Source organism: Methylomarinum sp. Ch1-1 (assembly GCF_030717995.2).
Classification (GTDB): Bacteria; Pseudomonadota; Gammaproteobacteria; order Methylococcales; family Methylomonadaceae; genus Methylomarinum; species Methylomarinum roseum.
In genome coordinates, this window is the sequence record NZ_CP157743.1 from 3,445,976 (window position 1) to 3,467,532 (window position 21,557).

The following is a 21,557-nucleotide window of genomic DNA, read 5'->3' on the forward strand; positions in this document are numbered from 1 at the left end:
TTTTGTGGGGATACCTCAGGGACAGATTTATTTTTTGACGAAGATCGGGTACGCTTTGAGGCAGTACCGTTCCGACCCGATCGAAACAAAAACATACCCGGATGACAGATGATCCTGCGGCTTACCCATAGTCAAGTTTTCGGCACCATACAGGACGAAACAGGGAATTTGTCGCCGAACTGAATTTGATTGATTAAACATCGATCCTTGTTTCAACCGGAAAAGGGAATGGACACGTCAGTTCAACTAAGAGCAGTTTACCGGCACTTGTCGTTTTAGCCGATCGAATAGAAAAGATCTGCCCCCCCCTTTTTCACACTCATACCAACATTCAACCTAAGCAGCATTGAATCCAGTATCAATCTTTTTCATTCTTGTTGCCAATGTCTGGCGCCATAGCCCCGCCCTCCTCGCTGACCTTCCTCAACCGGACTCAGTACCGGCGCCAGCAAAATAACGATTAATGCAATCATTCCGACCAGACCGATGCCGACCCTGTATTTACGTTCGCTGCTTGCATGCCCTAAAACCACCTGCTTGATATATTTGAGATGGGTCAACAAATGCAGGCTCATCATCAGCAAAAAGAAAATAGAAACATACCAATGTACATCCCCCCATTGATGACGGGTTAAACCCCATACCGACGATCTTCCGCTCCGGGCCGGCAGGGTGAACTCCAACAATGTGCCGGTTGAAACGATCAACGTCAAAGCAATAAAGGAACAGAGATCGACGACCTTAATCAGTATTGATTGTTTCATTGCCTTAGCTCAGCGCTTTCAATAATTCAGTTTGCGCCTGATATTCCTCTTCCTCGCCAGGCTGCAACTGCTGATAATGACCATCGCTCTGCAAAATCCAAGCCTGGGAATTATCGTTCAGATAACAATCCAAGTCGCTGAGAACACGGGCGTGTAGCTTCTTGTCTTCGATCGGAAAGCAGGTTTCCACGCGTCTGAACATATTGCGAGTCATTAAATCGGCACTTGCGGCATAGACATTCCAATTGCCGCCATTTAAAAAGGCGTAAACTCGGGTATGCTCCAGAAAACGGCCGATAATCGAGCGCACCTCGATATTTTCCGAAACGCCGGGGATGCCGGGCCTGAGACAACAGATTCCGCGCACGATCAACTTGATGTCCACCCCGGCTTGGGAAGCGCGATACAAGGCCTGTATCGCCTGCTCCTCGACGATGGCGTTGACCTTGATGATAATTTTCGCCGGCCTGCCTTTTCTGGCGTTTTCGCTCTCCTTGTCGATCATCTTGAGCAAGCCGGTATGCAAGGTAAATGGCGACTGCAACAATTTATTCAGTTTCGTGACCTTGCCCAGACTGGTCAACTGCCCAAAAATGCGCCGTACGTCTTCGCCCAGTTCCTTGTTACAGGAAAAGAGACCGTAATCGGTATATAAGCGCGCGGTCTTAGGATGATAGTTGCCGGTGCCTAGGTGCACATAATTACGCAGCGTCTTGCCTTCTTTGCGCAACACCAGGCACATCTTAGCATGGGTTTTATAGCCCACTACACCATAAACCACATGCACGGCCGCTTCCTGCAATTTGGATGCCAAGTCGATATTTTCCTTTTCATCGAAACGGGCGCGTAATTCGATGACGACCGTGACTTCCTTGCCAGCTTTGGCCGCCTTGATCAAGGCGCCGACCACCGGAGAATCGACCCCGGTCCGATACAAGGTTTGCTTGATCGCGATGACATCGTGATCGACGGCCGCCTGGCGAATAAAATCAACCACCGGCAGAAACGATTCATAAGGATGATGCAGCAACATGTCTTGATTCTTGATGGCTGCGAAAAGATCTTTCTTTCTACCGAGCTGACTGGGCACACGGGGTTTGAAAGGCGTAAATTTCAGATCGGGTCTATCGACCATGTTGTAGATGGCCTGCATGCGACTGACATTGACCGGACCGGTGGCGAGAAACACTCGGTCGTCGGTCAAGTCGAAACGAGCCTTCAAGAAATCTATCGTTTCTTCCGGACAATTGATGTCGATCTCCAAGCGCACCTCATCGCCGTAATTGCGCATCGCCAGTTCGCCTTCGACCGCATTCAACAAATCGTCGATCGCATCGTCATCGACAAAAAAGTCACTGTTGCGAGTCACCCTGAACTGATAACAACCTTTCACCTTCATACCATTGAACAATTCATCGACGAAGGCATGGATGATCGAAGACAAGAAGACGAAGTCATGCGAACCGCTCGCGGTTTCCTCGGCCGGCAACTGGATGATGCGCGGCAGCGCCCTAGGCGCCTGCAGAATTGCGCGTCCACTATTGCGGCCAAAGGCATCCTTGCCGGTCAGCGAAACGATAAAATTCAAACTTTTGTTCAGTATCCGGGGAAACGGATGAGCGGAATCGAGACCGACCGGCGTCAAAATCGGCAGCAATTCGTCATTGAAATAATTGGCCAGCCAATTATTCTGCGCTTCAGTCCAATCGGTACGGCGAATAAAACGGATGTTTTCCTCTTCCAACTGCGGAATCAATACCTCGTTCAGCACCCGGTACTGCTCGTCGACCAGGTCGTGCGCCTTGACGCCAATTTTCTCTAACTGTTCATGCGGAGTGAAGCCGTCTGCGCCTATCGCACCCGGATCCATTTCCGCCATCTGTATCACGCTGGCCACACGCACTTCATAAAATTCATCCAGATTGGAACAGGCGATACAGAGGTAATTGAGACGTTCCAGCAACGGTAGTTTTTCATTTTTCGCCTGAGCCAGCACCCTGTCATTAAATTCCAACAGACTTAATTCTCGATTGATATAGTATTCGGGATTCGTCAAATCGATGGGGTTTTCAACAACTTCCTCATTTGTCATGTCGGCGTTTGCCATGTCTGATGCCTTTATCGTTGATGCGTTGAAATAAAAATCCTGGCTGCAACCTTGATGATATCGGCGCAGCTACGAGTCTATTTATTATAGAGCAAAAGCGTTAGAAAAAGATCAGCGATCAGTGGCGCCTGCCCTGCAATCCTCCGGTATGGACGGCGATAATGCGTTGTCCGGCCGAGAAACATCCCTGTTCGATCAAATGATACAACGCAAATAACATCTTGCCGGTATAAACAGGTTCTAAGGCGATGCCCTGTCGCTTTTCGAAATGGTCGATGAAATCGCACAGTAGATCGTTGCGTTTGGCAAAGCCGCCGAAATGAAAATCGAGTTCGATTTTCCAGCTTGTCCGGACTCCGTCAGGCAGCAATGCACTGACGTCGTCATAGAGAAAATCCGCGCCTTTCAACGCCGCGATGCCGATGACCTCGACCGCTTCGGGAACGGCGGCAATCAAACCGGCCAGCGTCGTGCCGGTTCCGCAAGGCGCGCAGAGCACATCGTAATCTCGATCAATTTCGCCGACGATCTCGGCGACGCCCTGCAACGCCAAATCGGTCGAACCGCCTTCCGGCAACCAGTATTCGCCCGCGCTCAAGCCCGGCAAGCTGTCGTGACGCTTATAGCTTCTCAACTCGCGATAGTCGCCGCGCGACACAAAGTTCAAGTCCATGCCCCAGTGCCGAATATCCTTCAGCGTCGGACTGAAAGTTTCCGGCCGCTCTCCCCTAATAAAGGCCGATGTTTCCACACCCAACAGCTTTCCGGCATAGGCCAAGGCATGCAGATGATTGGAATAGGCGCCGCCCATGCTGATGATGCGTCTGCAACCGAGGCTCAACGCATGATTGAGGATATATTTCAGCTTGCGCCATTTGTTGCCGGAAATGACCGGATGTAATAAATCATCGCGCTTCAACCACAATTCGACGCCTTGCTCCCGCAGCAGCGTATCCTCGATGCGAATCAACGGCGATGGCGATAGGCGTCGTTCCAATTCCTGCAATCGCATCGCATTAAGTCGCGGCTTGTTTGATCGCCCAGGCCACATCGGCGGCCTGGCGATTTTCCTTGACATCATGAACCCTGAACATCTGCACGCCGGCCATCACCCCCAGGGCGGTCGTCACGGCCGTCGCCGTCACCAGTTCGGAAGGCTGCTCGACCCTACAAATACTGCCCATGAAACGCTTGCGACTGGTACCGAGCAACACCGGATAATCGGTGGCGACAAAATCATGCAAATGCGCCAACAAGTCGATATTGTCCTGTTTACGCTTGCCGAAACCGATGCCTGGATCGATGGCGATGCGCTGTTTAGCAATCCCGGCGGCTAAGGCCGCATCGATCCGGCGTTGCAAGGCGGCCAGAACCTCGCTCACCACCTCGTCATAATAAGGATTGTCCTGCATCGTTAGAGGCGTTCCCAACATGTGCATCAGAATGATCGGCGTGTCGGTCGCCGCGGCCAGTTGCAGTATTTTATCATCGCCCTGGCCGGCGGAAATATCGTTGATGATATCGGCCCCGGCCTGTAAGGCCGCATCGGCTACATCACTCAAAGTGGTGTCGATGCTGATCAGTATGTCGGAACTGATATGTTGCCTGATCGCCTTGACCACCGGCGCTACGCGCATAATCTGCTCTTCTGAAGATACTGGGTCGGAGCCCGGGCGCGTCGATTCGCCGCCGATATCGATGATGTCGGCGCCTTCGGCCAGCATTTTTTCACATTGTTTCAACGCCGAATCTACGGCAGTATATTGTCCGCCATCGGAAAAACTGTCCGGCGTGACATTTAAAATCCCCATAATCAGGGGTTTGGTGATATTCTCAAACATGTAATTAAAAAACTCCTGTGTTAACGGAACCGCCTCCCTATTCAGGTATAATGGCCGACATCTTGAAAAAACCTGAACAGAATGAGACAACCCCGACTGGCCTGGGCGGTTACCGGTTCCGGCCATTATATAGAAGAATGCATCGAATTTTTGCTGACACTGGATCACGTCGACCTTTATTTGAGCCAGGCCGGCGAAGAAGTACTGAAAATGTATGGCATCGACCTAAAAGACATCAAACATAAAATGCCGGTCTATCGCGACAAGGCGGCCTCGGCGCCGCCGGTCGGGCATTTTTATACGGGCTATTATCATACCTTTGTGATGGCGCCGACCACATCCAACACCATTGCCAAATGCGTGTTGGGCATCGCCGATTCATTGGTGACCAATCTTTATTCACAAGCTGGTAAATGCCGGGTGCCGAGCATCGTCTACCCTTGCGACATAGCACCTGAAATGGAAACTACAGCGCCGCGCGGCAAAAAAGTCATGGTCTATCCGCGCCCCATCGACTTGGAAGCGACCGATAAAATCCGCACCTTTCCGTATACGAATGTCGTCGAAAGCGTGGAGGAATTGAAAATTGCAGTGCATCAACGTCTGGCGTCCTTGACATGAGCGAACATATCCTGTTTTTAACCGGCAAACTGGCCGAAAAACAAGTACACCAGGTGCTGGAGAATATGCAGCCGGAATTCAACTACACCGTTCATCAGCTAGGCCTGAAAGTCGCCGCGCTGATGACCGCCGACATGATCATCCGCCGACTGAAGGACACCTTCGGGGCCGACCGCATCATCGTCCCCGGCCGCTGTCGCGGCGATCTCGAGACGGTGAGCGCCCACCTCGGTCTGCCGGTGGAAAGAGGCCCTGAAGAAATCAAGGACCTGCCGGTCTATTTCGGCCAGGAAGCGCAGCAGATGGATTTAAGCCAGTATCAGGTGAAAATTTTTGCCGAAATCACCGATGCGCCCAATATTGGCATCGACGAAGTCGTCGCCCGCGCCCATTATTATCAACAAAACGGCGCCGACGTCATCGATATCGGTTGTCTGCCCGATACCGCTTTTCCGCATCTGGAAGACTGCATACGCACGCTGAAACAGCAAGGCTTCAAGGTCAGCATCGATTCACTGGAAGATGACGACCTATTGCGCGGCGGCAAGGCCGGCGCCGATTATCTGCTCAGCCTGACCAACAAAAGCCTCTGGATCGCCGAAGAAGTCGATTCAACGCCGATACTGATACCGGAAAAACACGGCGACTTAAGCACGCTGGAACCCGCCATTTCGGTTTTGCAAGACAAGCGGCGGCCCTTCATCGTCGACCCAATTCTGGACCCGCTACATTTCGGATTTACCGAGTCCATCGTTCGCAATTATCAATTCAGAGAAAACTATCCCGACATCGAAATGATGCTGGGCGTCGGCAATATCACCGAACTGACCCACGCCGACACCTCCGGCATGAATGCTCTGCTGTTGGGTATCTGTTCGGAACTGAATATCAATCATATACTCGCTACCGAAGTCAGTCAGCATGCCTGCCGAGCGATCCGGGAAGCCGATCGGGCCAGGCGCATCATGTATGCCGCCAAACAACACAACACCCTGCCGAAACATATCGACCCGGGCTTGATGACGGTGCACGATACCTCGCCCTTCCCCTATAATTTCGAAGAAATCAAAGAGCTGGCCAGCCAAATCAAAGATCCTAGTTACCGGATCCAGACCAGCGGGGAAGGCATACACATCTTCAATCGTGACGGCCTGTACAGCGCCCAGGACCCTTTCGATTTGTATCCCAGCTTAGGCGTGGAGCATGACGGCGGTCACGCCTTCTATCTCGGCGTCGAACTGGCCCGGGCGGAAATCGCCTGGCAACTGGGCAAACGCTTCACCCAGGATGAGGCGCTGGACTGGGGCTGCGCATCGGAACATAATGAAGCGACAGTCGATCTGCATACCTTTAAACCCGCCGGAACCACATTACAAAAGAAATGATACAAGAAACCATAGTCACCACCATCAACAGCAAGGGCGTCCCGCACATTGCGCCGATGGGCATCCATGTCAACGACGACAAATTTGTCATCTTGCCGTTTCGGCCTTGCAACACGCTCAACAATATCCTGGAAACCAACGCCGCCGTCATCAATTATTGCGATGACGTCAGGATATTCGCCGGCTGCATCACCGGCCGACGCGACTGGCCTCTTAAAAACGCCGAGAAAATCAATGGCCAATACTTGGAGGCCGCATTGGCCCATTGTGAGCTGGAAATCGTTCGCATCGAAGACGATGAAGTGCGCCCGATGATCTTCTGTAAGGCCCTGCATACCGTCAACCACAAGCCCTTCCGCGGCTTTAACCGGGCCCAGTTTTCGGTGATCGAGGCGGCGATACTGGTCAGTCGCCTGCACATGCTGCCTTGGGAAAAAGTCGAATCGGAACTGGAATATCTGCATATCGGCCTGGAAAAAACGGCCGGCGACAGAGAAATGGAGGCTTGGCGTTGGCTGATGGCAGTGATCGAAGACTATAAACACGAGGTGATACAGGCATGACGCGAATACTGGCCAGTATCAACAGCCTTGAAGAAGCACAGCTGATTCAGACATTCGATATTGACATCATTGATCTTAAGCAGCCTGCCGAGGGCGCATTGGGCGCACTGGACAAGGGTACGGTGCAACGGATCATCGCCGAGATCGCCGGTCGCTGCCCGGTCAGCGCGACCATCGGCGATCTGCCGATGTTGCCGCACCGTGTCGCACCGGCCGTCGCCGACATGGCTGAGACCGGGGTCGATTATATTAAGATCGGTTTTTTTCCCGGCCATGACTGGCTCGCCTGCATCGAAGCGTTATCCCAATTCAGCGACGATCATGCCCTGATTGCGGTATTGTTTGCCGATTGCCAACCAAGTTTTTCGGTTCTGCGCCAACTGAAGCAAGCCGGTTTTACCGGGGTCATGCTCGACACGATGGACAAACGCAAGGGCTCACTGAACGATATCATGACCATGCCCCGAATCGCACAGTTCATCAAATTAGCCAAACAACTGGATTTGCTGACCGGATTGGCCGGTTCATTGAAAAGCTCGGATATTGCAACGCTGTTACCATTGCATGCCGACTATCTGGGCTTCAGGGGCGCCTTATGCGCACATCATAACCGCATCGCCGCTCTCGCCCCCAATAAAATCGCCGCGTTAATCGCTTGCTTTCACGCTCCTCCGGCGATGGAAAAAATTGCCCAGGCCAACAAACACACCCCCGAACCAACCTTATAGTTCTTTTCATCTAGTTTCATGGCCTTTTAATGACGATCACCCATTAACAAATCCCCATAACGGTCCGCAATTTCATTCGATCAGACAGGATAGCTACCGATGCTTGATAAAATGACCATTACCACAAAAATTCTGATCGCCATGCTCATCGGCCTGGTGATAGGCAGCCTGCTCAATGCCTTCGCCCTTGATAGCAGCTTTGTGCAAAACTATCTGGTTCAGGGTCTTTTTCATGTCATCGGCTCGGCCTTTGTCAATGCGTTGAAAATGCTGGTCGTCCCGCTGGTCACTTTTTCGTTGATCTGTGGCGTCTGCGGACTCGGAGATGTAACGATACTGGGCCGGGTAGGCCTCAAATCATTTGCCCTCTACCTGTTAACGACCGGTTTGGCCGTTATCTTGGCGTTAACGGTCGCGTTGCTGATTGCGCCGGGACAAGGCTTCGAGCATGTCCAGGCCTTGTCCGACTTCTCCCCGCCGCCCGCCCCGCCGTTGACCGAGGTGTTTATCAACATCGTTCCCAGCAACCCGGTACAAGCTTTTGCCGAAGGCAATATGCTGCAAATCATTTTCTTCGTCATCCTGTTCGCAATCGCCATGCTGATGTCCGGAGAAGCGGGATTACAGTTGGCCAGCGGCGCAGAAAAATTGAATGAAGTCATGATGCGGGTGGTCACGGTAGTGATGGATTTCGCCCCGATCGGCGTTTTCTTTTTGATGGCGAAGACTTTCTCCGAACAGGGCATCGGTTTGATCATGCCGATGATCGGTTATTTTTCGGTGGTGATTCTCTGCCTGCTGCTGCATGCCTTCGGCACCTTCAGCCTACTGTTAATGTTACTGGCCAGACTCAATCCACTGATATTCATTAAAAAAATGCGTCCGGCTCATATCTTCGCCTTCAGCACCGCCAGTTCCAACGCCACGATACCGGTGACCCTGCAGGTGGTCGAAAAACGCCTCGGCATCAACAACGCCACAGCCTCATTTACCGTGCCGCTGGGCGCGACCATCAATATGGACGGCACCGCCATCATGCAGGGCGTCGCCACGGTGTTCATCGCCAATGTCTACGGTATCGACCTGAGTATCGCCGATTACGCCACCGTGGTCGGCATGTCGATTCTGGCCTCGATAGGCACCGCCGGTGTGCCCGGCGTCGGCCTGATCATGCTGGCCATGGTTTTCAATCAAGTCGGCCTGCCGGTTGAAGGCATAGGCCTGATACTCGGCGTCGACCGCCTGTTGGATATGCTGAGAACGGCCGTCAATGTCACCGGCGACGCCACCGTCACCTCGATCGTCGCCCGCGGCGAAAACGAAATCGATGAAGCCGTGTTCAATGATCCCGATGCAGGCGTCATCACCGAGATCGAGTTACCCCATAAACGTTAACCTCGAAAGGGTTTTACAAAGTTAGCGCCCGCATCAAGCTTATCCATGCCCGCGCCTGCTCGGTGATCGCTAACATCCTGAGACCATTATAAATTCAATCGTCACCTACCGGCGAACTGTGTAATCGATCTGTTTTCCACCGCCGCCTTGCTTGCTATTCCGAAATCTTTCTCTCTAGACCGATTATTTCACCAAGGCGACTTTGCTGAAATGTAATTATTCAGCGTATTTTTATCAGAGGGAGTAGGCTATTGATTTATCGGGCTGTCTGCAACAGGACGTTGCAGCCAGAGCTTACGCCGCACAGGGAAGTGTAAGTGCCGCGCGAAGCAGGATGCTGTTAGCTGCCAGGGAAGTATTCACCCAGCACCTAAATTAACGAAGATTATTAATCATAGCCAATAACCTAGGGTATTTAGGTGCTGGGTGAACGCGTCCCGAGAAATCAATGGTCTACTCCCTAAACCCTGAAAGATACTGAATAGTTACGCTGAAATAAGCATTAACACACAGCATTGGTATGAACTGAACGAGTGTTATCCTTATCTAATAGTCGAATTCTACTAAGGAAGTGCTGGTTAAATCGACACTACCAAAATTAGTGATTGCAAATCCTTGTTTTTGCAACGATTCCCAGTTTGAGCATTTTTGCTGTGTTTAGGGCATAGGGTGTGTCTGTCGAGGAGCGCCCGTTCACCCAGCACCTAAATTATCCTGGAATGTAAAATATAGTCCTGTAGCCATGAAATTTAGGTGCTGGGGGCTTGACGGCAGCATCCTTGCTGCCGACATCCTCGCCAAACACACCTTATACCCTATTTGAACTCCAAAATTGGGAATTGCTGTTGTTTTTGGCAGCTTCTGAGAAATCCAGGGGAAAATTTATCCAGCGCTTTCCTAAATCACGACTGCATTTCATGCAAGGGGGACACGGCCATGGCTAAAAACGTAACGCAGAAACTGATCGCGAATCACTTGATTGAGGGGCGTATGGCTCCAGGTGAAGACATCGGTTTGAAAATTGATCAGACACTTACCCAAGATGCGACAGGGACCTTGGTTATGCTTGAATTTGAAGCGATTGGCCTTCCACGAGTGAAAACCGAACTTTCCGCACAATATGTTGACCACAATCTTCTCCAAGAGGATTTCAAAAACCCAGACGACCATCTATTTTTACGTAGCGCCTGCAAGAAATACGGTCTTTGGTATAGCCGTCCGGGCAATGGCGTCAGTCATCCAGTCCATATGGAGCGATTCGGCATACCGGGGAAAAGTTTGTTAGGTTCGGACAGCCATACATGCGCCGCCGGTTCCCTAGGAATGCTGGCCATTGGTGCTGGGGGACTGAAAGTAGCGATGGCGATGGCGGGAGAACCTTTTTACATCAAGATGCCCAAGATATGGGGCGTCAAACTGGTCGGAACACTTCCCGACTGGGTCAGTGCTAAAGATGTGATTTTGGAAATGCTGCGCCGGCACGATGTCGACGGAGGCCTGGGTAAGATCGTTGAGTATTTCGGTCCCGGATTGAGTTCGCTGACAGCCATGGACAGGCACGTGATAGCCAACATGGGTGCGGAACTAGGCGCCACGACGACCGTTTTTCCGGCCGATGCAGCGGTGTCCGAGTTCTTGAAAAAACAAGGAAGAGAAGAAGATTTTAACTGCATACTCGCGGATGATGAGGCGGAATATGACGAATACGAGGAAATTAATCTATCGGAACTGGAACCGTTGATCGCTCTGCCCAGCAGTCCTGGCAATGTCGTGCCGGTTCGCGAGGTCGAAGGCAGGGATATTTACCAGGCTTATGTCGGCTCGTCGGCGAACCCTGGACTGAGGGATCTTGCTATCACTGCCATGATAGTCGATGGCAAACAGGTTAACGATCGCGTCTCATTTGACGTCAACCCGACATCTAGGCAGATTTTGGAAAACATGATGGCAATGGGCATGCTAGGAAAACTTATTCATGCCGGTGCGCGTCTTCATCAAGCGGGCTGCGGAGGCTGTATTGGCATGGGGCAGGCTCCGGCGACGGGACGCATCAGTTTACGGACTGTCCCCCGTAACTTTCCGGGACGTTCGGGTACACGAGAAGATCAAGTTTATTTATGTAGCCCGGAAACCGCGGCAGCTTCGGCCTTAACGGGGAAGATAACCGATCCCCGCACATTAGATATGGAATACCCGAGCTTCAAAGAACCCGATTCATTATTGCTTAATAAGGATATGTTGGCGCCACCCGCATCGAAAGGCGAACAGTTTGAATTGGAGAAAGGACCTAATATCAAACCATTGCCTGTATTAGAACCTTTGGAAGAGAAACTCGAAGGTCCGGTGTTATTGAAGCTGGGGGATGATATTTCTACAGACGAAATTATGCCGGCTGGCGCTAAGGTGCTGCCTTATCGCAGCAATATTCCGGCCATCAGCCGATTTGTATTCAGCCAAGTCGACGACACCTACTTTGATAGAGCGATGAACTACCAGAAAAAGGGATCATTCATAGTTGGCGGGGATAATTACGGTCAAGGCTCAAGCCGTGAACATGCCGCTCTAGCTCCCCGTTATCTTGGAGTTAAGGCGGTGATTGCCAAAGGATTCGCCAGAATTCATATGCAGAATCTAAGCAACTTCGGGATCCTGGCTCTGATATTTACCGATCCATCTGCTTGGAATAAAATCGAGCCAGGCGACCGGCTTTGCATTTCCGATGTACGCAATGCCATTGCCAGAGGAAGTCTCGTCCAAGTAGACAATCTAACCAAAAACGAGACGTATGAGACGGAACATAGGATGTCAGCATATCAAGTGAAAATGGTGCTGGCGGGCAGTCTGATCAATTTAGTCAACCAAAAAGGGTAACTATTCAGTATCTTTCGGGTTTTAGGCAGAAAAAGATTTACCGCTCGGCGAATCGTTTGAACTTGACGCCGGAGTTGTTTCTCGGTCAACTCCGGGTATTGACGTAGGTAAGGACTTAGGAACGAGTATGAAATAATTTTTCCAAATGTCGGAAGAGGAATCGGTGGCTCGATTGACAGGTGTCGGCGGCAGGGATAGCCGCCGTCAAGCCTACACGGATGTATTCACGGCGTCCTGACAAGCGAGTTACCGAACCTCCACAAAGCCTACTGTTTCGGAAAGTTATTTTGTGCATATTCCTTAATCATGCGCAGCCAAGGGATGATGCATGACATCTTCCTGGGCGATGACTTCCTTAGGCTTTGGTTCTCCTTCGACCGCGCGCCGAATTGCCAACTTCGTGGCTTCATAATTCCAGTCTTGTATTTTATTTTTGTCCTGGGCATCCCAATGAATATAGACCCCCACACAAATGAATACATCACCCGCTTCGTCTATGGGTATGACCCCTTCTTTGACGCTATCGGTCACAGCCTTTGCCACACCATGTTCTGCCGGCCCAAACATTTGGTTTACTTGTTTCTCGTTCTTAATTTCCACCTTGTTGAATATGACGGTGTTAGGCTTAGCCATAAGATTGGGAGCCACCAATGCCAATAGGGCATTATCACCTCGTTTCTGATTGGTCAGAGCAATACAAAAGGCGATTTCTGCAGCGCTGCCCCGCGGTCCCATCACCAGATCTATGTGGGCCATTTCATTCCCGTCTCCCACCAAAGCTTCGCCTACCTGGACTTTATCGATTTTTAGTGCTTTCATGTTTTTCTCCTGTTAAATTTGCAAAACTGGCCATATATTGACTAGTTTCATCTGATTTCAGAGAGCCATGGATACGATAATTTAAATTTGGCAAGGCTAAATCGAGAAACTATTCGATACCTCTATTCAAAGGATCATATCACCGCATCACTGAATCATCTGTAGACATTAAAAATGGGCAGCAATTCATCAGTTTGAGTATTTTTGCGGGGTTTAGGGCATGGGGTGTGTCTGTCGAGGAGCGCCGTAAACCCATCCCTGGGGGCTTGACGGCAGCATCCTTGCTGCCGACATCCTCGCCAAACACACCCCATGCCCTTTTTGAACGCCAAAGCGGGAATTGCTGAAAAATGGGAGATTTTCATGACAAAAATTTTCCTTTCAATCCCTTAATGTCAATGGGGCCAGGTTGAGCGATGAGGTCACGAGCGGCATCGACACGCTCCCAGACATTCCATAACAATACGCCACGCACCCGTCCATCTTGCATATAATAAACAACGCCTTTTTTATAAGGCTCGACCCAATCCGCCACCGTTTCCAGGCGTGAATCCGTAAGCCCAACTGCTTCGTAGCCCAAATCGAACAAGTCGGAATAAAAATACGGAAGATGATGATAGAAATCCTCCTTCCCCGCCATGTTCCGACCGGCATACTTACCCATCGTAAGCGCATTGTCTTCATGCTCCAAACGAATACGAGCGTTCAAACTTGGGTTATAGAAGTTACTTACATCGCCGGCAGCGTAAATATCAGGGTTACCTGAGCGCAGCAATTCGTCCACGGCGATGCCGTCATCCACAGACAATCCGGCTTGTTCGGCGAGATGTACATTTGGCCAGATGCCGATCCCGGCTACCACGGCATCAATCCCGACGATCTCTTCTTTCGAACCTTCATCGGCGGCACTACGAACATTCAGCGACAGGCGCTCCCCTTGTCGTGCAACGCCTGTAACTAGCTTTTCGGACAAAACCTCAACTCCCTTTTCTTGGTAATAGTTGTTCAGAAACTGACTCAGGTCAGGGGGAAACAGGCGCGCGCCTATGCCCTCTTCGGGGAAAAGCATCGTGACCTGTTTTCCGTTCATGGCCAATGCCGCGGCAATTTCCGATCCGATAAAACCGCCTCCAATGACGGCAAAATGCTGTTTTTCTTCGCTAAGGGAGCGTAACTTCTGATAATCGTCTAGGTCGCGAAAATAAATTATGTCCTCACCTCCAAAGGGAAGACGCACGGGAGCTCCTCCTGTCGCTAGCAGCAACTTGTCAAAATGGTAGAGATTTCCTTCATCGTCAATGACCTGTTTATTTTCAAGCATCAGCTTCTGAACAGTACGCCCCAAATGCATCGACACATTCAGTTCTTCATCCTTATACCAGATTTTTTCGATAGACTTCCCTTGCCATAACCCCTTGGACAACGGAGGACGTTTGTAAGGAGGATGAGATTCCGAACTGATCAAGCCTATGGAACCGGTTGGGTCTTCGGATCGTATGCCGCGTATCGCGCCATGCGCCGTCATTCCGCCGCCAATGATGAGATATTGATAGTCTGTCATATTCCCCCTCCTCTTTACTGAACTTAACCTTTAGGAGGATAAATATCCCCTAAAGTGAATTTTGTTATTGTCTCGATTCAGTGTAAATTTCGAAAAAGGATTCGATTATTGATTGATCTGGCTGTCTGCAAAAGGCTGGCAAGCACAGCTTCCCGGGGTATATTCACGCGTTTGATGGGATCAATAACCTGCTCCTAGAAGCTGAATAACTAAATTGCATCTTCAAAAAATCAGACACATAAAGATTTAAACGGTTCCGAATCCCCGTCTCTCAAGCCCAGAAAAACATCCATCCGACCGATCCTAACGCTTTGTAACGAATTGGTAATTATTCAGCGTTTTCCTAAAACCCCCCTTCATTATCGGCATTCAAACAGTCTCGTGTTTGAAACAAACACCGCCTTATTCCCATTTGATAGAAGACGGTGCATATTTACTAGACAACAAACGCCGACCGCACCAAGCTCCGGCAAGCAGGTAAGGCAACCCGGCCGGCGCCCACATGATCAGCCCAGCCAGTTGTTGATCTTGAAGACTGCTTGAATCGTCAAATAACGGCATGTGTGCGAAGGTCAGAACGGCGCCGAGCATGCCCGTAGCCATCAGGGTTAGCAGCAAGGCTAGCAAGGCTAAAGCGCTACGCCTGTGCAATATCGACCACCAGAATATACCGGCGATGAGCGCCAAACAGACATGCTCGACAAGGTGCCACCAAGGCCTTGCCAACACCAGGTTGTAAAGCTTCGGCGTATGCCAGAACCAAATCGCGCCGCTTTGCAGGCAGGCCGCCCTCAGCGGATAACGGCTCAGGCGCAATAAAGGCATACACAACCAAATGCTTGTCCGGCCGCTGATCGCCCGCCATTGCGGCAACGGTCGCGCCATGACATAAAACGGCGCAATGAAGACCATGATCAACATATGCTCGATCATGTGGATGGCCGAGCTATTAGCACTCCAGCCGCCGAAGGCTCCGAACATAGTCAATGCCGCGGCCAAAGAGGCCGCGTGAAACGCCAACCATCGACCCCTTGTCGGGGGTACGCGCCATGCTCCGACAGCATAGATCAGCCAGAGAACGACTGGCAACAATCCGCCGAGTATCAACGGGATACGAGACTCTTCCAAGTCTTCAACCAAACCATGCGCCAGCGCCGAATCCATTAATAGAAGAGCCATTGCCGCCGACAGAAAAACTATCACAGACATGGCGGCAATAGCAGCGAGACTACTCCTTGGCTGAATGTCACTATGGCGCCCAACAAATTGATGCCGGCGCCTAATCTGACGATAAACTGATCGATTGACTCGGTGTTCCCGCCATTCCCCGCTCGCGCCGCACGCCAACAGTTATTTGCCCAATACAGCAGCAAACTGGTTACGACCAAAGAGCCGGCTAGCAATGCCGCATTGATCCAGGTAACGGGGCCCTGCTCGACTGGAGGCGGAGACAGCTCGCAGATCAGTGCTAAGGCACCGTATTTAAATAAGAACCAGACAATCCAGATGATCAATCCAAATGCCAGCTGCATGGGATGATATGGTGACAACATCAGTCAATTCTCCATGCAATAGGCAATAGAATGATGAGGGCGTAACTTGACCAAAATACCACGGTCGTATAAATCCACCAGGGATTCACGACCGTGATTTCATAAGGGGCAGTTTTGCCGACATAGCCAAAAGCGACGCGTAGGGATTGCAATGCCGTCATGATCACGGCGAGTCCGCTTTGAAACAACTGATATATCAGCAACACTGCAATAATGGCATCATGGGCAGTTTGTGTTGGCGCCAAGGTCGAAGTCGACCAAACCCAGATCAATACGCAACAGTGGACCAAGCCGGTGACCGCGACGCCCGCTAGCTGATGCTGAAGATGCCCGCCCGTCGCCCTGCGCAAGTTGAGTTCTATATAATAAAACCAGATCGTCGCCCCGCTAAGCAGTCCTCCACTGACCAGCAGCGGCAACCAAGCCAGCGGCGGCACATCGGGCACTTGCCAATGGGGAGCGACAAACCATAGATACAGCCAGCCAAACACTATGGACAAAAACAGTGCGCCATTGGCGAGCAGCGTTACGATCATACCCCATAATCCCGGCCCATCGAACGTACGAAAATGCAAGGGAGGATAGCCCGGCATCACACTGGCATCGGGAGCCGTCCCAAGATGTGCTCCGTTTACCCAGGACCATCGCAGCAACAAAATCAAGCTGACTAATGCCGTAGCCACGGAGATATTATAAGTCCGTAGCAATAAACTGATGCATAGCGCAGACAACGCCAATGCGGCGAACAAAGGCAACCAGGAATTTCCGGGCAAATGGATGATTTCGCGAATCTTGCCGGTAATCGGGTCCGTTCCCCAAGTTTCGCGCCTGCCATGATCGATCTCCGATAATGCATAATGGCCCTCGGCTACCTTTGCTTGCAGATCCGGTTGCGCCCACATCGGATGTCGCATAGCGCAGTCTGGCAGACTAATGAAATTGTAAGGCTGAGGCGGGGTACTGGTGGCCCATTCCAGGGTATCGGCCTGCCAAGGATTAGCGCCGGCCGAGCGGCCGAAGCGGAAATGCAGGACGATATCGAGCAGAACCATCCCAACGTCCATCGCGATCAAGAAGGCGCCCGCTGATGAAATGCCGTTTGGCAAATCCCAGCCTAATCCCGCCGGATAGGTATACACACGCCGAGGCATGCCGAGCAACCCGGTCAAATGCATAACCAAAAAAGTGGTATTAAAACCTATGAAAGTCAGCCAGAAGCCCCAGCGTGATAGCTTTTCCGACGGCATGCGTCCCGAAAAATGTGGCAACCAATAGTAGAGACCAGCTACAAATGGAAACAACATGCCGCCGACGACCACATAATGTAAATGCGCAACGACAAAATGCGTGTCGTGCACCTGCCAGTTGAACGGCACCAAAGCCAACATGACCCCCGTCAACCCGCCGATCATAAAAACCACCAGAAACCCGACTAACCAGAGCATCGGCACATGATAGACCGGTCGCCCGGTCCATAGCGTCGCCAACCAAGCGAACAGTTGAATACCGGTAGGAATCACGATCAACATGCTGGCCACCGAGAAAAATGCCTGCGCCAATTGCGGAATCCCAATGGTAAACATATGATGCACCCACAACCCGAAACTGATGAAGCCTGTCGCGATAATCGCCAGCACGATCCAGCGGTAGCCCACAATAGGCCGACGTGAGAATACCGGCAGCAGAGTCGAGACAATGCCTGCGCCCGGCAGAAAAAGTATATAAACTTCAGGATGGCCGAATAACCAGAATAGATGCTGCCAAAGAATCGGATCGCCGCCGCGGGCGACTTCGAAGAAAGGCATGCCGGCCGTACGCTCCAGTTCCAACAAAATGCTGCCCAAAATCAGCGGAGGAAATCCAAACACAATCATTAATGCCATGACTAAAATGTACCAGCAATAAAGCGGCATATGCAGCAGCGCCATACCGGAAGTGCGGCTGCGTAAGATCGACACGACCAGCTCAACACCGGCCGATACCGCCGAAATCTCGACAAAAGTGATGCCGAGCAGCCAGAAATCGACATTGGGTCCCGGCGAGTACACGGCATTGCTCAAAGGCGTATACATGAACCAACCGGCCGCCGGGGCAATCCCCAGCAGCAGACTCGACATCAGAATCAGGCTACCGAATAGATAACACCAGTAACCGAAAGCGCTTAGTCGTGGAAATAGCAAATCGCGCGCGCCGATCATCTTCGGAATTAAATAGAGCGCCAATCCTTCAATGACCGGCACCGCAAACAGAAACATCATAACCGTGCCGTGCATCGTAAACAGCTGATTATAGAGCTTTGGCCCGATAATGTTCTGATTCGGTAAGGCTAGCTGAGTGCGCATCAACATCGCAATCAAACCACCGATCAGAAAGAACAGAGCGCCGGTGACCATGAAGCGTTTCCCGACCGTTGTATGATTAACGATGGTCAGTGCCCGCCAGCCACGCGGATTGCCCCAAACCTTGATAAAGTCGTTATGTAGGGCCTGCCGATCTTTCTTAGTGAATTCATTCATGCTTATACGCCTCTAGCCAGGCTTGATATTCTTTCCGAGTATGAACGTGAACCGCCAGTACCATATGAGCGTGTCCTATACCACAGAATTCCGAACACTGAGCGTGAAAATGACCCGGCATATCGGCTTCGAGACGCAATATATTAGTTCGCCCCGGAATCATATCCAGTTTACCCGCCAGCCTAGGCGCCCAGAACGAATGGATGACATCAGCACTGTGCAAATGAAGATCGACCGGTACGCCAGCCGGCAGATGCAGTTCATTTTTTATCCTAATACCGACATCAGGATAGCGGATCTCCCACCACCACTGATGCCCGGTTACCTCGATCTGCACCGGTGCTTGCCCGTTGACGGGCAACGGCAGCATGCGATAGCCCATTGGGATAGCGAAACTCAACAGCACCAGGAGACTGATTATAGGCAACACCAAACCGCCACCAACGATCCAGCGCAGACTGAGCCGGCGGACTTGCGCCTCGGTATATGTCACGGGCTTCCGCCATAGCGCAAAAAGCCATATCGCCACCACTACCAGCATGAGCAGTGCCGAAAAACCGAACATCCCCCACCATAGTCTCGCTGCAGCAAGAGCCGACGGTCCGGAAGGATTTAGAGGTGATGGAGAATCGTTACAGCCGCCCAAAAAACAAAGAGTGATTATTAGCATCGGTGAGGTTAAACTGAAAGCTTTCGTTAACGATTCCAAGTTCAACCGTGAAAGGAGACCGCTATGGCGCAACAACCTATTATCAGCCGCATGTCTGTCGGGGGCCATCCGATTCATCCCATGCTGATTCATTTTCCGGTCGCTTTCTTGCTCGGTTTGGTAGGCGCCGACTTGGCTTATCTTTACACGACCGATCCCTTCTGGATTCGAGTCGGATTGTGGCTGTCGGGCCTCGGCGCTCTGGGGGGCTGGTTGGCGGGATTGGCCGGCTTCATTGATTTGCTGTTGGTTTGGCACATTCGCAATCTCGTGATCGCCTGGAGTCATGCCCTGCTGGCCGTAATGACGTTGGCGCTGGCTTCGTTCAACTGGTTGTTGCGCTTTAACGACGATAGCGGATTTAATCTCTGGGCTTTGTATATTTCGGCGCTGACAGCGGCGTTGATCAGCATCACCAGTGTGCTGGGCGGGCAGATGGTTTACGGACATGCCGTCGGCGTTAAAATCAAGTCCTGAGCCATCGCTCCGCTTATTCGATTTAAGAAATCGCAACGTCAACTCCTAAAAAGGTTTAGTCAGCACGACCCAGAGAATCGCTGGAATCAACATCGCGACCACGATTCCCACCAGTACACACGGCAAGACTACGTTTTTATCGGGATCCTTCTCCGTACTCAAAACAATCCAACCGCTAAGCGCATGACACAAAACCAGCGCCGCGACCAATGTGAGTTTTAGTATAAGCCATAGATCGGTAATGCCGCCGGTCAGGAACAAGGCGGTTCCGGAGACAATAGCGGTCAACGCGGCTGGCGTCGCGAACAGCGTGAAAACATTGAGTGTCGAGGCCAGATGGCGTTGCGGTTCATCGATTGTCGCCTGTGAAGAGGTTTCCGCAATTAACGCGGGCAGATAAAGCAATGAACCGCACCAACATATCACCGCCGATATGTGTAACAACAAAAGCCAGAGCATATCCTCCCCTCTCGGTTACTGGAGTCATTCTTAATCTACAACATTCTCTCGCCTAGTACAGCATTCATTTTCATCTGACGAGTTATCGCCTTAAGCAAGCGTATGAATTCTCAGGTATTTCCTAATGTCTTTACCCGCCATTAGAATAATGGCGCTGTACTAGCGCGGCGCCGACTAAGTCGCTGACCGCATATCATTAGAAAATTCTAACGACATTCTTAACGTCATTCATTGCGACAAAAGAACCTTTATCGTTTTCTCATCCTGTCAAACTTATAGCATAAAACCATGAACAAAAGCGCAAAACTTGCTATTGAATCCAAATCTAAAGGGCTAAAGCTTCGAAGTCGCTTTCAATCCCCGTTCACCAAGTTCCAATACAGTCTTTCGCTCATATCCCCGACTGACGACGATGTCATGGAGTAAAAATAAACCGACGCCGGCAACGGTATTTTACCGGAAGTTGATCTTTGCATTTGAATGTAACGTTTTAACGGCAAATTCCAGAAGGCAAGGCTACATTGGCATCGCAACCGTAGGGCGGATTCGCCGCTAGGCAATCCGCCTGGATACGCACAACGGCCAATTTTGCTCTGGCGGCGGTTTTTGGCGGCTTGCTTCGCGAAGCCGCCCTACGATGCGGTAGGGTGTGCTGACGATAGGAAGCGCACCATGTTTCGATGCGCTTCACGCAGTTCAGCGCATCCGAAGGCAAGACGGTGCTTTGCGAGAGTCACTTAAACGTTTGGGGCCGGGTTAAATAACCCGCCCCGCCCAGGCAAAGAAGAATCGATGACGCGCAAACAGCTTAGATACAAGTCTTTGTTTAACATATAGATTGTAGGGCTTTACCCCGACAAAGCCATCCGCCTACTATCGCTTCTTGAAAGTTTATGCTAACATTGCGAATTTTATAGACTTAGAGTATTAAAATGGCTAAAGAAGATCAAATCGAAATGGATGGAAAGGTTATCGATACCCTTCCGAATACGATGTTTCGCGTAGAACTGGAAAACGGCCACATCGTTACCGCTCATATCTCCGGCAAAATGCGCAAACATTACATCCGCATCTTAACCGGAGATAAAGTTCGAGTTGAAATGACGCCTTACGATCTGACTAAAGGTCGCATCACATTCCGCATGCGCTAATCCCGTTCCAAACGGGAAAGCGCAGGCTTTCAACTTT

At 51.1% G+C, this 21,557-nt stretch carries 20 protein-coding genes; 8 read left to right on the forward strand and 12 right to left on the reverse strand.

The genetic code is table 11. The features are described 5' to 3' along the window. Positions 1-368: 368 nt before the first annotated feature. The 4 genes from Q9L42_RS15760 to folP form a co-directional block, all read right to left on the reverse strand. Positions 369-764 (reverse strand): DUF4405 domain-containing protein, encoded by a 396-nt coding sequence (locus tag Q9L42_RS15760; protein ID WP_305907451.1) that lies wholly within the window; start codon positions 762-764, stop codon positions 369-371. A 4-nt stretch (positions 765-768) separates the two neighbouring features. Next, positions 769-2,871, reverse strand: coding sequence for a polyphosphate kinase 1 (gene ppk1 / locus Q9L42_RS15765; RefSeq protein ID WP_305907450.1), 2,103 nt, complete (start codon positions 2,869-2,871; stop codon positions 769-771). 118 nt (positions 2,872-2,989) lie between these two features. Beyond that, positions 2,990-3,883, reverse strand: coding sequence for a 1-aminocyclopropane-1-carboxylate deaminase/D-cysteine desulfhydrase (locus Q9L42_RS15770; protein ID WP_305907449.1), 894 nt, complete (start codon positions 3,881-3,883; stop codon positions 2,990-2,992). 4 nt (positions 3,884-3,887) lie between these two features. Next, on the reverse strand, positions 3,888-4,712 hold the full coding sequence (folP, locus tag Q9L42_RS15775) for a dihydropteroate synthase (RefSeq protein WP_305907448.1): 825 nt from the start codon (positions 4,710-4,712) through the stop codon (positions 3,888-3,890). Positions 4,713-4,793: 81 nt separating this feature from the next. Between folP and Q9L42_RS15780 the strand changes: the two genes are divergently transcribed. From Q9L42_RS15780 to Q9L42_RS15805, 6 genes are all read left to right on the forward strand, one after another. Then, the gene (locus tag Q9L42_RS15780) at positions 4,794-5,333 is read left to right on the forward strand and encodes a flavoprotein (protein WP_305907447.1); all 540 of its coding nucleotides are present in this window, start codon (positions 4,794-4,796) and stop codon (positions 5,331-5,333) included. Continuing rightward, complete coding sequence (locus tag Q9L42_RS15785; protein WP_349431381.1) at positions 5,330-6,718, forward strand: DUF6513 domain-containing protein; 1,389 nt, start codon at positions 5,330-5,332, stop codon at positions 6,716-6,718. Before Q9L42_RS15780 ends, Q9L42_RS15785 begins: the two co-directional genes overlap by 4 nt. Further along, positions 6,715-7,281, forward strand: coding sequence for a DUF447 domain-containing protein (locus Q9L42_RS15790; RefSeq protein ID WP_305907446.1), 567 nt, complete (start codon positions 6,715-6,717; stop codon positions 7,279-7,281). The genes Q9L42_RS15785 and Q9L42_RS15790 overlap by 4 nt, the downstream gene beginning before the upstream one ends. Next, complete coding sequence (locus tag Q9L42_RS15795; protein ID WP_349431382.1) at positions 7,278-8,009, forward strand: (5-formylfuran-3-yl)methyl phosphate synthase; 732 nt, start codon at positions 7,278-7,280, stop codon at positions 8,007-8,009. Before Q9L42_RS15790 ends, Q9L42_RS15795 begins: the two co-directional genes overlap by 4 nt. Positions 8,010-8,120: 111 nt before the next feature. Then, the gene (locus tag Q9L42_RS15800) at positions 8,121-9,404 is read left to right on the forward strand and encodes a dicarboxylate/amino acid:cation symporter (RefSeq protein ID WP_349431383.1); all 1,284 of its coding nucleotides are present in this window, start codon (positions 8,121-8,123) and stop codon (positions 9,402-9,404) included. A gap of 936 nt (positions 9,405-10,340) precedes the next feature. Next, the gene (locus Q9L42_RS15805; protein ID WP_305907443.1) at positions 10,341-12,275 is read left to right on the forward strand and encodes an aconitate hydratase; all 1,935 of its coding nucleotides are present in this window, start codon (positions 10,341-10,343) and stop codon (positions 12,273-12,275) included. A gap of 300 nt (positions 12,276-12,575) precedes the next feature. Here the strand turns inward: Q9L42_RS15805 and fae are convergent, their stop codons facing one another. The 6 genes from fae to coxB all read right to left on the reverse strand — a co-directional run bounded on the left by fae (position 12,576) and on the right by coxB (position 19,526). Further along, positions 12,576-13,094 (reverse strand): formaldehyde-activating enzyme, encoded by a 519-nt coding sequence (gene fae, locus Q9L42_RS15810; protein ID WP_305907442.1) that lies wholly within the window; start codon positions 13,092-13,094, stop codon positions 12,576-12,578. A gap of 361 nt (positions 13,095-13,455) precedes the next feature. Beyond that, positions 13,456-14,655: an NAD(P)/FAD-dependent oxidoreductase gene (locus Q9L42_RS15815; RefSeq protein WP_349431384.1), complete on the reverse strand. Its 1,200-nt coding sequence runs from the start codon at positions 14,653-14,655 to the stop codon at positions 13,456-13,458. A 402-nt stretch (positions 14,656-15,057) separates the two neighbouring features. After that, positions 15,058-15,864 carry a cytochrome c oxidase assembly protein gene (locus tag Q9L42_RS15820; protein ID WP_349431385.1) on the reverse strand — a complete coding sequence of 269 codons (807 nt, stop codon included), beginning with the start codon at positions 15,862-15,864 and terminating at the stop codon, positions 15,058-15,060. After that, positions 15,855-16,208, reverse strand: a complete 354-nt coding sequence (locus Q9L42_RS15825; protein ID WP_349431386.1) for a hypothetical protein — start codon at positions 16,206-16,208, stop codon at positions 15,855-15,857. The genes Q9L42_RS15820 and Q9L42_RS15825 overlap by 10 nt, the downstream gene beginning before the upstream one ends. Next, positions 16,208-18,724: a cytochrome c oxidase subunit I gene (ctaD, locus tag Q9L42_RS15830; protein ID WP_305907437.1), complete on the reverse strand. Its 2,517-nt coding sequence runs from the start codon at positions 18,722-18,724 to the stop codon at positions 16,208-16,210. Before ctaD ends, Q9L42_RS15825 begins: the two co-directional genes overlap by 1 nt. Continuing rightward, positions 18,717-19,526, reverse strand: a complete 810-nt coding sequence (gene coxB, locus Q9L42_RS15835; protein WP_349431387.1) for a cytochrome c oxidase subunit II — start codon at positions 19,524-19,526, stop codon at positions 18,717-18,719. The genes ctaD and coxB overlap by 8 nt, the downstream gene beginning before the upstream one ends. On the opposite strand from coxB, the gene Q9L42_RS15840 reads away from it, so the two are divergent. Next, on the forward strand, positions 19,458-19,910 hold the full coding sequence (locus Q9L42_RS15840; RefSeq protein ID WP_349431388.1) for a DUF2231 domain-containing protein: 453 nt from the start codon (positions 19,458-19,460) through the stop codon (positions 19,908-19,910). The genes coxB and Q9L42_RS15840 overlap by 69 nt on opposite strands. Before the next feature lie 45 nt (positions 19,911-19,955). Here the strand turns inward: Q9L42_RS15840 and Q9L42_RS15845 are convergent, their stop codons facing one another. Both Q9L42_RS15845 and Q9L42_RS15850 read right to left on the reverse strand, forming a co-directional pair. Then, entirely contained in the window at positions 19,956-20,369 is a 414-nt protein-coding gene (locus tag Q9L42_RS15845; RefSeq protein WP_305907433.1) for a CopD family protein, read from the reverse strand. Between the two features lie 490 nt (positions 20,370-20,859). Further along, positions 20,860-21,084, reverse strand: coding sequence for a hypothetical protein (locus Q9L42_RS15850; protein WP_305907432.1), 225 nt, complete (start codon positions 21,082-21,084; stop codon positions 20,860-20,862). A 217-nt stretch (positions 21,085-21,301) separates the two neighbouring features. On the opposite strand from Q9L42_RS15850, the gene infA reads away from it, so the two are divergent. Next, positions 21,302-21,520, forward strand: coding sequence for a translation initiation factor IF-1 (gene infA, locus Q9L42_RS15855; protein WP_305907431.1), 219 nt, complete (start codon positions 21,302-21,304; stop codon positions 21,518-21,520). Positions 21,521-21,557 lie beyond the last annotated feature (37 nt).

What these genes read in the sequence shown, in the direction of transcription:
- Q9L42_RS15760 (WP_305907451.1), bottom strand. Translation starts at nt 764, where the DNA reads ATGAAACAATCAATACTGATTAAGGTCGTCGATCTCTGTTCCTTTATT.
- ppk1 (WP_305907450.1), bottom strand. Translation starts at nt 2,871, where the DNA reads ATGGCAAACGCCGACATGACAAATGAGGAAGTTGTTGAAAACCCCATC.
- Q9L42_RS15770 (WP_305907449.1), bottom strand. Translation starts at nt 3,883, where the DNA reads ATGCGATTGCAGGAATTGGAACGACGCCTATCGCCATCGCCGTTGATT.
- folP (WP_305907448.1), bottom strand. Translation starts at nt 4,712, where the DNA reads ATGTTTGAGAATATCACCAAACCCCTGATTATGGGGATTTTAAATGTC.
- Q9L42_RS15780 (WP_305907447.1), top strand. Translation starts at nt 4,794, where the DNA reads ATGAGACAACCCCGACTGGCCTGGGCGGTTACCGGTTCCGGCCATTAT.
- Q9L42_RS15785 (WP_349431381.1), top strand. Translation starts at nt 5,330, where the DNA reads ATGAGCGAACATATCCTGTTTTTAACCGGCAAACTGGCCGAAAAACAA.
- Q9L42_RS15790 (WP_305907446.1), top strand. Translation starts at nt 6,715, where the DNA reads ATGATACAAGAAACCATAGTCACCACCATCAACAGCAAGGGCGTCCCG.
- Q9L42_RS15795 (WP_349431382.1), top strand. Translation starts at nt 7,278, where the DNA reads ATGACGCGAATACTGGCCAGTATCAACAGCCTTGAAGAAGCACAGCTG.
- Q9L42_RS15800 (WP_349431383.1), top strand. Translation starts at nt 8,121, where the DNA reads ATGACCATTACCACAAAAATTCTGATCGCCATGCTCATCGGCCTGGTG.
- Q9L42_RS15805 (WP_305907443.1), top strand. Translation starts at nt 10,341, where the DNA reads ATGGCTAAAAACGTAACGCAGAAACTGATCGCGAATCACTTGATTGAG.
- fae (WP_305907442.1), bottom strand. Translation starts at nt 13,094, where the DNA reads ATGAAAGCACTAAAAATCGATAAAGTCCAGGTAGGCGAAGCTTTGGTG.
- Q9L42_RS15815 (WP_349431384.1), bottom strand. Translation starts at nt 14,655, where the DNA reads ATGACAGACTATCAATATCTCATCATTGGCGGCGGAATGACGGCGCAT.
- Q9L42_RS15820 (WP_349431385.1), bottom strand. Translation starts at nt 15,864, where the DNA reads ATGTCTGTGATAGTTTTTCTGTCGGCGGCAATGGCTCTTCTATTAATG.
- Q9L42_RS15825 (WP_349431386.1), bottom strand. Translation starts at nt 16,208, where the DNA reads ATGTTGTCACCATATCATCCCATGCAGCTGGCATTTGGATTGATCATC.
- ctaD (WP_305907437.1), bottom strand. Translation starts at nt 18,724, where the DNA reads ATGAATGAATTCACTAAGAAAGATCGGCAGGCCCTACATAACGACTTT.
- Q9L42_RS15840 (WP_349431388.1), top strand. Translation starts at nt 19,458, where the DNA reads ATGGCGCAACAACCTATTATCAGCCGCATGTCTGTCGGGGGCCATCCG.
- coxB (WP_349431387.1), bottom strand. Translation starts at nt 19,526, where the DNA reads ATGAATCAGCATGGGATGAATCGGATGGCCCCCGACAGACATGCGGCT.
- Q9L42_RS15845 (WP_305907433.1), bottom strand. Translation starts at nt 20,369, where the DNA reads ATGCTCTGGCTTTTGTTGTTACACATATCGGCGGTGATATGTTGGTGC.
- infA (WP_305907431.1), top strand. Translation starts at nt 21,302, where the DNA reads ATGGCTAAAGAAGATCAAATCGAAATGGATGGAAAGGTTATCGATACC.